Source organism: Brucella pecoris, assembly GCF_006376675.1.
Classification (GTDB): Bacteria; Pseudomonadota; Alphaproteobacteria; order Rhizobiales; family Rhizobiaceae; genus Brucella; species Brucella pecoris.
In genome coordinates, this window is sequence record NZ_VEWK01000004.1 from 396,426 (window position 1) to 409,288 (window position 12,863).

Consider the following 12,863-nt stretch of genomic DNA (forward strand, 5'->3'; position numbering starts at 1 on the left):
CTCATCCGATCCTGCCAGCCATCCAGAGCACAAAGACAATCGTCCCGCCCACGCTCATTCCAGCGGCAAGAATAGTCCCTGCGATGACAGGCGCGAGTTTCAGGAACGAAATATGGGGCGTTATTTCCATCTGGAAATTCGCCCTGATCTTTTCAGGTGTCAGGCAGGTGATTTCGTAATCGCCGGGTGCCGTGCAGTCGAAATGACCCAAAGCGTGAGAAGCATAGCCGCGCATATCCGTCCGCCTGACGCTCAACAGGAAACGGCTTGTGGAATGATAGGCGATCGGGGCGCCGGTCGCGCGCGCCTTGATGGCAAACTGTGTTGAGAAATAAGCTGTTCCGGTGAGAACGGTGAACGGCGGAAATACGATATTGATCGCGTATCGCCCGGCTTTCGGCAAATGAAAGATGTGTGGCTCTGTGTCGCCTGCAAAGCGATGACGGACATCAGGCGCAATCACTTTCCACAGGATGGAAGTGCAGCGCACCAACAGATAAATGCCAAGCAGAATGCAGGCAGGCAGGGCCAGATAAAAAGACAAAATTCACGTCCTGCTATAAAAAAAGCCCGCCGGAAGGCGGGCTTTTGTTTGGATTAGCGATGCTTATTTGCGGTCGCGCGCAGCAAGTGTGCGCAGGCGCAATGCATTGAGCTTGATGAAGCCTGCTGCGTCTTTCTGGTCGTAAGCGCCCTGATCGTCTTCGAAGGTGACGAGCTTGTCGGAATAGAGCGACTTGTCGGATTCGCGGCCGATCACCATCACATTGCCCTTGTAGAGCTTGAGCGTGACTTCGCCTTCGACATGGCGCTGGCTGTGATCGATTGCCGCCTGCAGCATTTCGCGTTCCGGCGAGAACCAGAAGCCGTAATAGATGAGTTCCGCATAGCGCGGCATCAGCTCGTCTTTCAGGTGCGCCGCACCACGGTCAAGCGTGATCGATTCGATGGCACGGTGGGCAGCCAGCAGGATCGTGCCGCCCGGCGTTTCGTAGACACCGCGCGACTTCATGCCGACGAAGCGGTTTTCCACGAGGTCGAGACGACCGATGCCGTTGTCACGGCCATAGTCGTTGAGCTTGGCTAGAAGCGTGGCAGGCGACAGGCGCTCGCCATTGATCGAAACGGCATCGCCCTTTTCAAAGCCGATCTTGATGATCGTTGCCTTGTCGGGCGCGGTTTCCGGCGAAATGGTGCGCATATGCACATATTCCGGCGCCTCGACAGCCGGATCTTCCAGAACCTTGCCCTCGGACGAGGAGTGCAGCAGGTTGGCGTCGACGGAGAACGGCGCTTCGCCCTTCTTGTCCTTGGCAACCGGGATCTGGTGCTGTTCGGCGAATTCGAGCAGATGCGTGCGGCTCTTGAACGACCAGTCGCGCCATGGGGCGATGATCTTGATGTCCGGGTTCAACGCATAGGCCGAAAGCTCGAAACGAACCTGGTCGTTGCCCTTGCCGGTCGCGCCGTGCGCGATGGCGTCTGCGCCGGTCTTCCTGGCAATCTCGATGAGATGCTTGGAGATCAGCGGACGGGCGATCGAGGTGCCGAGCAGATAGACGCCTTCATAGACGGCATTGGCGCGGAACATCGGGAAGACGAAATCGCGCACGAATTCTTCGCGTACGTCCTCGATGAAGATTTCCTTGATGCCCAGCATTTCCGCCTTCTTGCGGGCTGGCTCAAGTTCTTCACCCTGGCCCAGATCGGCAGTAAAGGTCACGACTTCCGCGCCCAATTCCGTCTGAAGCCACTTCAGGATGATCGAGGTGTCGAGGCCGCCCGAATAGGCGAGAACGACTTTCTTAACGTCTTTCCACTTGCTCATAGTTCACTTCCGTCTGATGCGGTGCCGGTTGGAGCGGGAACTCCAACAGATATATCCGCAAGTCTTTTATCAGTTGCCAAGCCGCGTGCAAGCCGAAGGGCTGCGACTTATCGCTAAAACTGATGCGGTATCATGTAGCCTGCGGCTTGCCGACTTCATAAACAACGAGATTGCGGTCGCCTATACCAAGCTCAGGCCATGCCGCGCGCCATTCGGCAATATGGGCGGAGGCGAAATGCCGGTCGAGCGAAGCACGGTCGCGCCACATCTCCTTCACATGGACGAGGCCCGGCTCGAGAATGTCAGCGGCATAGCCATAATCCACGCAGCCATCCTCCGCCCGACTGGCCGAGATCATGCGCTGCATGGCCTCGCGCGCTTTTGCAAGGTTTTCCGGCGGCAGGCGGACGGTCCCTATGATCAGCAGCATTTCTACCTCCATTCGACTGTTTCATTTGCCGGGAAATTATTCTAGCGTGCGCCATCTCTTGGAGCACATTTCGATGTCTTTTCTGACAAACCTGACCTTCATTCCCGAATGGACGATCTTTGTCCAGTTCGCGATAGCAACCGCGATCCTTTCCATCACGCCCGGTCCTGACATGACGCTTTTCGTCGGGCGCGCCCTTTCCGAAGGCAAGGCCGCAGGCTTTGCCTGCATGGCGGGCGCCAGCACCGGCATCGTCATTCACACCACCATGGTGGCGCTCGGCCTTTCGGCGCTCATTCTGGCTTCGCCTGCAGCCTTTACGGCGCTGAAAGTGGTGGGGGCTGGCTATCTGGTCTGGCTGGCCGTGCAGGCGATCCGCAAGGGCTCGGCCTTCTCGCCGGAAAAGAATGGTGGCAAGAAGCATACGCTGTTCCAGAACTGGTTGACCGGCCTCGGCATCAATCTTCTGAACCCGAAGATCATCCTGTTCAACATGACCTTTCTGCCGCAGTTCGTCTCCGCACATGACCCGCATGCCATGGGCAAATTGTTCTTCCTCGGCCTGTCATTCATTCCGATGGCGCTGCCCTTCACCATTCCGATGGTGGTGGCGGCAGATCGTTTCGCCGGACTCCTCAAGAAGAACCCGACTGTGACGCGCATCGTGGACTGGATGTTTGCGGGCGTATTCTCGGCCTTCGCGCTGAAGATCATCACCGCACAGGCAAAATAAATCGCCTATTCAGCCGGGCGGGTTAAAAGCCGTCCGGCATTGCGCCCGGCCAACAGCCAGTAGACGAAGCTGCCGACGACACCGGCGCCTGCAATGGCTGCGATCCAGAGCGAACTTTCGGGCACGCTCCGACCATCGCTGAACGGAAGCGATGCGCCTGCGGCGGCAAGCCCGATCAGGGCACCCGCAACGCAGTAGAACAGCGACGACTTGTAACCGCGCGCCTCAGCCAGAATGATGAGGATGAGAGCTGGCACAAAGCTGAACCCGCCAGCCATCGCGGCAAGAACGAAGCCGCCGACGAAAACAGCGCTCCAGAAGCTGGTAGCAGCCCAAAGTGAACCGGTGTCTATATCGCTCGCCATCATGACGAAATCGTTCATGAAGGAATCGACCCCAAGGGTGCGGAAAAGGATGGCGGCCAGAAACCAGCCAGCCACCAATACGCTACAGCAATAGCCGAACACGATGATGACGAAGCGCGTTATGTAGTCGAAAGTATCGTTCAAGCGCGCTCACCCATCGGTTTACTCACCATGCCCGGCAATCATCATGGCTTCGAGCGCAAGGCGTTCGCTCTTGCGCATGCGCTCCGATTCCGACTTAAGCTGGCCGCAGGCAGCAAGGATGTCGCGGCCGCGCGGCGTGCGGATCGGTGATGCATAGCCAGCCGCGTTCACATAATCGGCAAATTTCTCGATCTGTTCCCACTCCGAGCACTGGTAATTCGTGCCAGGCCAGGGGTTGAACGGGATCAGGTTGATCTTGGCCGGAATGCCCTGCAAAAGCTTCACCAGAAGCTTGGCATCCTCAAGGCTGTCATTGATGTCCTTCAGCATCACATATTCGAAGGTGATGCGCTTGGCATTGGACAGGCCCGGATATTCGCGACAAGCCTTGATGAGCTGTTCCAGTGGATACTTCTTGTTGATCGGCACCAGAATGTCGCGCAACTCGTCGCGCACGGCATGCAGCGAAATGGCAAGCATGACGCCGATCTCGTCGCCGGTGCGATAGATTTCCGGCACGACACCGGAGGTCGAAAGCGTGATGCGGCGCTTGGAGAGAGACAGGCCGTCGCCATCGGAGGCGATCAGCAGGGCCTTCTTCACTTCCTCGAAATTATAGAGCGGCTCGCCCATGCCCATCATCACGACATTGGTGATCTTGCGGCCTTCGGCGGGAACCATGGCACCGTCGGGCGTATCCTTGTCCGGGAAATCGCCGAGCCGGTCGCGGGCGGTCAAAAGCTGCGCCAGAATTTCTTCCGAGGTCAGATTGCGCACCAGCTTCTGCGTGCCGGTATGGCAAAAAGAGCAGGTCAGCGTGCAGCCAACCTGGCTGGAAATGCACAGCGTTCCGCGACCTTCTTCGGGAATATAGACGCATTCGATTTCGACCGGGCGGCCTGCGCCGCGCGGTGGAAAACGGAACAGCCACTTGCGGGTGCCGTCCTGCGAAATCTGTTCCTCGACCACTTCCGGGCGCGCAATGGTGAAATGCTGCGCCAGAAGGCTGCGCAAATCCTTGGAAATATTGCGCATGTCGGCGAAATCGGAAACGCCGCGCACATAGAGCCAGTGCCAAAGCTGGCTGATGCGCATTTTCGTCTGCCGCTCCGGCACGCCGACCTTTATCAGCGCTTCGGCCATTTCCTCGCGCGACATGCCGATAAGCGACGGCTTTGCCTCCAGGCTGGCGCGCGCATGGCGGGCAAGCTGGTCGCGCGTATCATCAATGGTAAGGTCGAACGAAATAGACATCTGTTTTCAACTGTTGGAGACGACGGCTGAAGCGCGTCGATAAGCTTCGCCAGATAATCTGGCCCGAATGCATGGATAAATAGGGTCCGGCACTTGGCTTTGCGACCCCTGTTGCGCGCGCTCTTAGCACACAATATCGCATTCGTCATCCCACATGAATCCGGCCACATGAAATCCGGTCTGTATGCAGGACGGCGGGGAGCGAAGCTATAAAATCAAAAGCCGGGTTGTGCACCCGGCTTTGAAAGACTTCCAATCGCGTGGATTATTTGCACTTCTGGATGGCTTTCAGCGCATCCGAAATACCCTTTAGCGAATAGGTGTAATTGGTTTTGGTGCCGCGCTTCGACTGTGCCTGCACCTTCATTTCCGAACCGCCGCGCATGGCTGCGATGAGCTGCGGCTCTTCCGCCGCATTCTCCATCCAGCCGGACTTGCCGTTGACGAACATGTTGAAGTTGCGGTTGCCGATGGAGACGACGACCTTGGCATTGGTGTTGAGGTCGTAACCGGCCATGAATTGGGGTTCGAACGAGATGTTCTGGCCGGGCTTCTGGCTCACGAGGAAGAAGTTGTCACCGTGATCGACATTGGCCGGAGCCTTCTGGGTCGGTACGGAGAGGACATAACAGACCTTGCCGTTGCCCGACTGATAGCTGTAGGCGCCCCAGGCGTTGAACTGGCTGATCTGGCTCGGGGTCTGGGCGAGTGCCGAGCCCGCCATCCCAATCATGAACACAGAAGCCGCGACGATCGATTTTCCAAGCATTGGTTTTTACCGGTTCTCTTTCGTTTGCTTCAAACTTGAATATCGGGATGCCGCCGTTCATCACGCCGTCCCGCTCAGTTGCCGATTAAATTGCCTTAATCTGGGTTACCAAACGGTGAAGTTTCGAAAGAAAACTTGAATGAGCAGCTAAGTCGCCCCGCCATCCCTTGGTTCCAGTTGAATTAAAAGAAAGCGGCGAGAGTTTGTTCGTGAGGATAAGGCAGTAGGGCAGTAGGAGATTAAGGCAGTATGTTAAAAAGGGAATAAGGGAATAGGGGAGTACGGGAATAGGAAAATAAGGGTGAAAACGGGCGTAAGTGATGCAGGGTTGTCACGATCACATAGCTGTGAACAGCCTCCCTTACTCCCTTACTCCCTTACTCCCTTACTCCCTTACTCCCTTACTCCCTTACTCCCTTACTCCCTCATCCTCGAGTGCCTGCCGGGCGGCGAGCCGGTGCGCAGGCGTGATGTGGGCACGAACGGCGGTCAGCGCCGCCATCAGCACGGCAACGTCGTCTGTGAAGCCGATACCAGCCAGAATATCGGGAATGGCGTCGAATGGCAGGACGAAATAGGCAAGTGCGGCCATCAGCGTCATGCGCACGCGGGTCGGTGTCTTCTGGTCGAGCGCGCAGTAATAGGCTGCAACCACCTCATCCATGAACGGTACCATGCGACCGGCGCGGCGCGCGGCCTTCCAGAATCCGTTCTTCACCCGTTCGCTGCGCTTCTTGAATTCGCTCTCGTTTCCGGGTTCGAGGATTTCACCGATTCTGACATCATCCATTCTCGTTCAACTCCTGTCGTCCCGATTCCAATCATCGAATGCGGTTGTGACCGGTTAAAAATGGGGAGTTTTTGCTGCCCTTGCAAGACCACGATGATTCCATCACCCGGTCACCTGCAAGAACCATCAGCTACAACGCTCTCGTCAAATCCCCAAAATACAGATTCGACCGGATCGCTCCCGAAGCGCTTCGGGCGCGATGGTCCCACCATGGTCCATTGCTGAATGGGCCGTGCCGAATGAATGGAGGTTTTGATGCATCTGACCGGCTATGGGGAAAACTTCATCCGCAGCGACCGTTCAACACGGCTGTTTCGCGGCAACCAGTTGTTGGCCTCTGGAAGCGAAGATAATTACATCACCGTCGATCTGTTCGAGGCGGGATGCTACGATGCCGCCGTCTATCTGCGGTTTCTCTTCGGTGCCGGAATTTCGCTCAATACGCTGCGCGGCACGTCCAGCCAGAACTGGATACCCATCTTGAATTTCAGGGCGGGTGAACAATGGAACGGCTATTCGGCGCTGCCGTTCGGTCAGGCAATCGGATTTTACGACGTTCAGGCTGGGCACATCTTCCATGCCGCCATTTCGCTTGGCGATGTTCATATCCGCGGCGTCCATGGCGGCAAACTCGGGCAAAACTGGCAGGATCGCGTTAATCTGACCCGTATTCTTCCCTATTCGAGCCGCAACCCTGATGGTAGTTTCAACTACGAACGCCGCAAGATTTACGTCTATATTTCAAAGCTGTGAGATCAGACTATAGCATTCATCTTGCGCGCAAGCTTGATGTCGAGTTCCGTAATGCCGTTCTCGCTATGGGTTGCAAGCGTGACATCGACGCGGTTGTAGACATTGAACCATTCAGGGTGATGGTCGAGCTTTTCCGCATGGAGCGCTGCGCGTGTCATGAAACCGAAGGCGGCATTGAAATCCTTGAACTTGAAGCTTTTGGCAATCGCCTCGCGTCCGTCGACCTTCTGCCATCCATCCAGTTCGTTGAGCGCTTCATTCAGTTCGTTTTCCGTCAGCCGGTTGCGTGCCATCGTCTTTCGCCTATGTTGCGGTTCCTGAACTAACTTATCATGAGCGCGAGAGTTCCGTGACCACATCAGTTCCGACCAGCATTCTTTTCGTCTGTGCAGGCAATATCTGCCGTTCTCCGCTTGCCGAAGGCGTTATGGGGCATGTGCTGGAAAAGCGCGGCATCCGCCATGTGATGGTCGATTCTGCCGGAACCAACGGTTACCATACCGGCGAGGAACCGGATGAACGCTCCATCAGTGTTGCAGCGCGCCACGGTCTCGATATTTCCACGCAGCGCTGTCGACAGTTGATCGCAGCCGATTTCAGCCGTTTCGATCTGATCCTAGGGATGGACCGCTACAATATGCGGATGATCGCTGAGCGACAGCCTGCAAATGCAAGCGCGCATATCGGGCTTTTCACCGAGATTGCCGAAGGGCGGGCGGTTGAAATCCCCGATCCCTATTATGGCGGGACCGGAGATTTCGAAAAGGTTTACCGGATGGTTCTGGCGGCTTCCATCGCATTTGCCGACCAATTTTGGCCGGAACGGGCAACCAAAGGCCAGGCTTCCTCCACGATGTAGGGTCCGCCACCGACGGAATCGCGTGACGACATCAGCACGAACCGTCCCACCTTGAAGGGCAGCGTCGCGAAGTTGCCGCGTGAGGAGAGATAGTGCACCACATCCTCGATGCGGGGATTTCTCAACCGCGCCAGTGTCACATGGGGCGTGAACTTGCGCGGGTCGGCGGGAATGTGAAGCCGCTGGCAGATACGTTCGATTTCCGCCTGCAAAGCGTTGAGGTCAGGCGAGGGGGATACACCCGCATAGATGCTGTGCGGCTTTTTGGAGCCGAAAGCATTGACGCCCGACAGGTTGAGCATGAATTCAGGCCGCCGCACGCGATCCAGCGCATTGGCGATCTCGTCGGCCACGTGGCCTTCCACATCTCCGATAAAACGCAGCGTTATGTGGTAGTTTTCGACATCAATCCAGCGTGCGCCGGGGAGACCGCCTCGCAACAACGAGAGCGAAAGCGCGGCGTCGCGCGGGATTTCGAGGGCAGTGAAAAGACGCGGCATAAGGCATCCTCCTCGAAGCGTTCCATGCCAGAGCGCCGGGCATCCAAAGGATGCATAAAGGACACTCTAGCTTAGAGAGTCAGTGCATCGTTCCATCGAAGATGATTCGATATTTGCCGATGCAAACTCAGCGAATCAAAGTTTGAGTCCGGGAGCAAGCTGTTTATGCTCCCGACCGGCGTCAGCCTCCCGATGTCCCCTTGTTTTGTATTTCTGTCAGGCTCTTTTCGATCGTGGGCATAAAGTTGGACACCATCGTTTCGACGCCCTTTTCATTGGGGTGCATCCCATCCTCGAGCAGAAAATCCTTCCTGGTTGCTACGCCGTCGAGGAAAAACGGGTAGAGCGGCACGTCATATTTCTGTGCCAGCTTTGGATAAATCGGGTTGAACTTGGCGGCATAGTCCTTGCCCATGTTGGGCGGAGCCATCATGCCGGCAAGAATGACCGAGATGCCGCGCTGCTTCAGGCGCGCCAGCATTTCGTCAAGGTTCTTTTCGGTAATGTCGGGTTCGATGCCGCGCAGCGCGTCATTCGCACCGAGTTCAAGAATAACAAGATCGGTTCCATCGGGGATCGACCAGTCGATGCGTGAAAGCCCGCCCGTGGTCGTGTCGCCCGACACGCCCGCATTCTCGATCGAAACCTCGACACCCTTGTCGTTGAGCGCCCTTTCAAGCTGCTGCGGAAAGGCGGCATTGGACGGCAGCAGATAACCCGCCATGAGGCTGTCGCCGAAGCCGACGATTCTCACTTGCGACAATTGCTCGGTCGGCAGGGCGTCTTCAAGACCGGTCGGGTCTTCCTGCGCGCTTACCGCAATGATGGGGCTTGCCGCCATAAAAGACGCAATCGCCGCAAAAATCGGGAGCCATACCGGAATTGAGAGTTTGAAACGCATCGTCGAAAACCCATATTTGAGGGGCTGTGGGCAACTGGCCCGCCGGACTTCTCTTCAATAATTGGCGCAACATAAGTTCAAATTTGTGGCGCGCTGTTTGGTTCTGAATATTCATATAGGATAAAAACCGCGTGACGGAACAGGTTGTTGGCCCGATTATCGAACTTGAGAACGTTCATCTAACCCTTGGTCACGCCGCCTCATCGGTGCATGTGCTGAAGGGCGTTTCCCTTCATATTGCGCAAGGACAGTCGGCTGGCATCGTTGGTCCGTCTGGTTCCGGCAAGTCCACGCTGCTGATGGTTCTGGCCGGTCTGGAGCACGTCGATAACGGAACTGTGAAGATTGCCGGTCGGACGATCAGCCAGATGAGCGAAGATCAGGCCGCCGCTTTCCGTGGCGCCAATATCGGCATCGTGTTCCAGTCGTTTCATCTCATTCCCAACATGACCGCGCTCGAAAATGTCGCTGTGCCGCTGGAACTTGCCGGGCGCAGAGATGCTTTCGAGGTGGCCGAACGTGAATTGCGCGCCGTCGGGCTCGGCGAGCGCCTCACGCATTATCCATCCGAGCTTTCCGGCGGCGAACAGCAGCGCGTTGCGATTGCCCGCGCGCTTGCGCCGTCACCGAAAATCCTGATTGCGGATGAGCCGACCGGTAATCTCGACACCACGACGGGTCGCCAGATTGCCGATCTTCTGTTCGCCAAGCAGCGTGAAAACGGCCTCACCATGGTGCTTGTCACGCATGACCCGGCGCTTGCGGCGCGCTGCGACATCGAAATCCCGGTGCGCTCGGGCCGGATCGAGGAGCCTGCACAGGGCGGCTCCGTTCTCGAATCGCTGGCGGCTGGCGCATGAGTGCAACAAAGTCGTTCTCGCTTGCTCTCCGCTTTGCGCTGCGTGAAATGCGCGGCGGCCTGTCCGGCTTCTATATTTTCCTCGCCTGTATCGCGCTTGGCGTTGCCGCCATCGGTGGCGTCAATTCAGTGGCGCGGTCGGTCAGCACCGGCATCGCTTCGGAAGGTCAGAGCATTCTCGGCGGCGATGTCAGCTTTGCGCTCAATCAGCGCGAAGCCACAGTGGAAGAGCGCGCCTTCATCGAAAAGCAGGGCAGAATGGCCGAGAGCGCCACGATGCGCTCCATGGCGCGTATGCCCGATGGCTCCGACCAGTCGCTGGTCGAGGTGAAGGCGGTCGATGCCGCCTATCCGCTCTATGGTCAGTTGAAGGTTGAGCCGCAGCAATCTCTGGCCGATATGACCGGCGACAAGGACGGCATCTATGGCGCCGCCGTCAGCCAGGATTTTCTCAATCGTATGGACTTGTCGCTGGGCGCAAAGGTGCTGCTCGGCTCGCAGACGTTTGAATTGCGCGGCCTGATCGAGAGCGAACCGGACCTGCTTTCGTCGGGTTTCAATTTTGCGCCGCGCTTTCTGGTTTCACTCGATGGCCTTCGTGCTTCCGGCCTCATCCAGCCCGGTAGTCTTGTCGATCATATCTACAAGGTTGCCTTGCCGAATGGTGCGCCGGATGCAGCAATTGCCGACGTCAGGCGGCAGGCTGCCGCTGATTTCCCCGATGCAGGCTGGAACATTCGCTCCCGCGCCAATGCCGCGCCAGCGCTGAGCGCCAATATCGAACGCTTCTCGCAATTCCTGACGCTGGTCGGCCTGACAGCACTGATCGTCGGCGGTGTCGGCGTCGCCAATGCGGTGCGCGCCTATCTCGATGGCAAGCGCGGCGTGATCGCCACCTTCAAGTCGCTCGGCGCGCCCGCGCGCTTCGCGGTGCTGGTGTACCTCACGCAGATCATGGTGATCGGCCTGATCGGCATTGTTCTCGGGCTGATACTGGCGGCAATCATTCCCTTTGCAGCCGCAATGGCGCTCGCCAATTATCTGCCGGTTGTCGGTGGCGGCGGTTTCTTTCCCGGCGCGCTGGCGCTTGCCGCCGTCTTCGGCCTCATCACCACGCTTGCCTTTGCGATCATTCCGCTCGGTCGTGCCCGCGATATTCCCGCGACGGCGCTTTTCCGCGAACAGGGTTTCGAGCAGCGCGGTCTGCCGCCGCTGCTTTATCTCGGCCTTGCGGTTTTGCTGATTGCTGCACTCGCCGGGCTGGCGCTTTACGTGGCCTATGACCGGCGCATTGCGGCGATCTTCATCGTTTCGGCCATCGCGGCCTTTGGTGTGCTGCGGCTTGTCGCCGATGGCATACGCTGGCTTGCCCGCCGGGTTCCGCGCGTGCGTTCGACAGCGCTTCGGCTTGCGGTCGGCAACATCCATCGGCCCGGCGCGCTCACGCCTTCGGTGGTGCTTTCGCTGGGCCTCGGCCTGACGCTGATGGTGGCAATCGCGCTGATCGACGGCAATCTGCGCCGCCAGGTCACGGAAAATATTCCGGCGCAGGCCCCCGATTTCTTCTTCGTCGATATACAAAACCGCGACATCGGCGATTTTAGCAAGCTTGTGAGCGGCATCGTGCCCGACGGCAAGCTTACTTCGGGTCCGATGCTGCGCGGGCGCATCGTTGCCTTCAATGGCACCAATGTGCGCGACATGACCATCCCGCCGGAAGCAGCCTGGGTGCTGCGCGGCGACCGCGGCATAACCTTTGCCGACAAGGTGCCGGATAACTCGACGCTGAGCGAGGGCGAATGGTGGCCTACCGATTATAGCGGCGAACCGCTGGTATCCTTCGCGGAGCGCGAGGGCAAGGAACTGGGCCTCAAGCTCGGCGATACGGTGACGGTCAACGTGCTCGGCCGCAACATCACCGCGAAGATCGCAAGTTTCCGTCAGGTTCAGTGGGAAACGCTTGCGATGAACTTCGTTATGGTGTTTTCGCCCAATACCTTTGCCGGTGCGCCTGCGACGTGGCTGGCGACACTCACCATTCCCGACAGCCAGAAGAACCTTGCGCCTGATGTGCTGCGGCAGGTCACCAAGACATGGCCCGCCGTCACCACCGTCAGTGTGACCGATGCGCTGAATGTCGCCAACGATCTGATCAGCCAGCTTGCCACCGCCATTCGTGCTGCGGCCTCAATCGCTCTGGCGGCATCGGTTCTGGTGCTGGGCGGGGCGCTCGCAGCCGGTAACCGCGCCCGTGTTCACGATGCGGTGGTGCTGAAGACGCTGGGTGCGACGCGCGGCACGCTGATTACGGCCTATGTGCTTGAATATATGCTGCTTGGGCTTGCGACTGCGCTCTTTGCACTCGTCGCGGGCAGTGTGGCGGGCTGGTATGTCGTGGTGGAAATCATGAAGCTGAAAGCAAGCTTCCTGCCCGATGTCGCGCTGATGACTGTTGCCATAGCGCTCGTGCTGACCGTCGGTTTTGGCCTGGCAGGGACATGGCGCGTTCTCGGCCAGAAGCCTGCCCAAGTGTTGAGAACGATATGAAGCATTTTTAATGTGAGGCTTAACCCTTTGGATCGCATGGGTAATGTGTTTTAGAATACAATTCCGCGCATCACGTTTTTTTACAGGTGGTACTTGTACGCGAAGGCCGAAATCCCCATAATGTCAGGCAG

General features: G+C 57.8%; 15 protein-coding genes. 5 read left to right on the forward strand and 10 right to left on the reverse strand.

Features of this window, described 5'->3' with window-relative positions:
• Position 1 precedes the first annotated feature (1 nt).
• From FIB18_RS10870 to FIB18_RS10885, 3 genes are all read right to left on the reverse strand, one after another.
• A complete protein-coding gene (locus FIB18_RS10870) occupies positions 2-544 on the reverse strand; it encodes a hypothetical protein (protein WP_235894869.1) in 543 nt (180 codons plus the stop codon).
• A 63-nt stretch (positions 545-607) separates the two neighbouring features.
• A complete protein-coding gene (locus FIB18_RS10875; RefSeq protein WP_040129026.1) occupies positions 608-1,828 on the reverse strand; it encodes an argininosuccinate synthase in 1,221 nt (406 codons plus the stop codon).
• Between the two features lie 130 nt (positions 1,829-1,958).
• A complete protein-coding gene (locus FIB18_RS10885; protein ID WP_140020713.1) occupies positions 1,959-2,258 on the reverse strand; it encodes a putative quinol monooxygenase in 300 nt (99 codons plus the stop codon).
• A gap of 73 nt (positions 2,259-2,331) precedes the next feature.
• Between FIB18_RS10885 and FIB18_RS10890 the strand changes: the two genes are divergently transcribed.
• Complete coding sequence (locus tag FIB18_RS10890) at positions 2,332-2,991, forward strand: LysE family translocator (protein ID WP_010657892.1); 660 nt, start codon at positions 2,332-2,334, stop codon at positions 2,989-2,991.
• Between the two features lie 5 nt (positions 2,992-2,996).
• Here the strand turns inward: FIB18_RS10890 and FIB18_RS10895 are convergent, their stop codons facing one another.
• The 4 genes from FIB18_RS10895 to FIB18_RS10910 form a co-directional block, all read right to left on the reverse strand.
• The gene (locus FIB18_RS10895) at positions 2,997-3,500 is read right to left on the reverse strand and encodes a hypothetical protein (RefSeq protein ID WP_140020714.1); all 504 of its coding nucleotides are present in this window, start codon (positions 3,498-3,500) and stop codon (positions 2,997-2,999) included.
• Positions 3,501-3,518: 18 nt separating this feature from the next.
• Complete coding sequence (rlmN, locus tag FIB18_RS10900; RefSeq protein ID WP_140020715.1) at positions 3,519-4,754, reverse strand: 23S rRNA (adenine(2503)-C(2))-methyltransferase RlmN; 1,236 nt, start codon at positions 4,752-4,754, stop codon at positions 3,519-3,521.
• 265 nt (positions 4,755-5,019) lie between these two features.
• Entirely contained in the window at positions 5,020-5,523 is a 504-nt protein-coding gene (locus tag FIB18_RS10905) for an invasion associated locus B family protein (protein ID WP_010657895.1), read from the reverse strand.
• 409 nt (positions 5,524-5,932) lie between these two features.
• On the reverse strand, positions 5,933-6,313 hold the full coding sequence (locus FIB18_RS10910) for a YkvA family protein (RefSeq protein WP_140020716.1): 381 nt from the start codon (positions 6,311-6,313) through the stop codon (positions 5,933-5,935).
• A 255-nt stretch (positions 6,314-6,568) separates the two neighbouring features.
• Between FIB18_RS10910 and FIB18_RS10915 the strand changes: the two genes are divergently transcribed.
• The gene (locus FIB18_RS10915; protein WP_235894870.1) at positions 6,569-7,066 is read left to right on the forward strand and encodes a hypothetical protein; all 498 of its coding nucleotides are present in this window, start codon (positions 6,569-6,571) and stop codon (positions 7,064-7,066) included.
• 2 nt (positions 7,067-7,068) lie between these two features.
• Here FIB18_RS10915 and FIB18_RS10920 read toward each other — a convergent pair whose 3' ends face one another.
• Positions 7,069-7,359: a 4a-hydroxytetrahydrobiopterin dehydratase gene (locus FIB18_RS10920; protein ID WP_140020718.1), complete on the reverse strand. Its 291-nt coding sequence runs from the start codon at positions 7,357-7,359 to the stop codon at positions 7,069-7,071.
• A 56-nt stretch (positions 7,360-7,415) separates the two neighbouring features.
• On the opposite strand from FIB18_RS10920, the gene FIB18_RS10925 reads away from it, so the two are divergent.
• Complete coding sequence (locus FIB18_RS10925) at positions 7,416-7,925, forward strand: low molecular weight protein-tyrosine-phosphatase (protein ID WP_235894871.1); 510 nt, start codon at positions 7,416-7,418, stop codon at positions 7,923-7,925.
• Here the strand turns inward: FIB18_RS10925 and thpR are convergent.
• On the reverse strand, positions 7,835-8,425 hold the full coding sequence (thpR, locus tag FIB18_RS10930; protein WP_140020719.1) for an RNA 2',3'-cyclic phosphodiesterase: 591 nt from the start codon (positions 8,423-8,425) through the stop codon (positions 7,835-7,837). The genes FIB18_RS10925 and thpR overlap by 91 nt on opposite strands.
• A gap of 181 nt (positions 8,426-8,606) precedes the next feature.
• Positions 8,607-9,326, reverse strand: a complete 720-nt coding sequence (locus tag FIB18_RS10935; RefSeq protein ID WP_140020720.1) for an arylesterase — start codon at positions 9,324-9,326, stop codon at positions 8,607-8,609.
• Positions 9,327-9,457: 131 nt separating this feature from the next.
• Between FIB18_RS10935 and FIB18_RS10940 the strand changes: the two genes are divergently transcribed.
• Entirely contained in the window at positions 9,458-10,186 is a 729-nt protein-coding gene (locus FIB18_RS10940) for an ABC transporter ATP-binding protein (protein WP_140020721.1), read from the forward strand.
• A complete protein-coding gene (locus tag FIB18_RS10945; RefSeq protein WP_140020722.1) occupies positions 10,183-12,732 on the forward strand; it encodes an ABC transporter permease in 2,550 nt (849 codons plus the stop codon). Before FIB18_RS10940 ends, FIB18_RS10945 begins: the two co-directional genes overlap by 4 nt.
• Positions 12,733-12,863 lie beyond the last annotated feature (131 nt).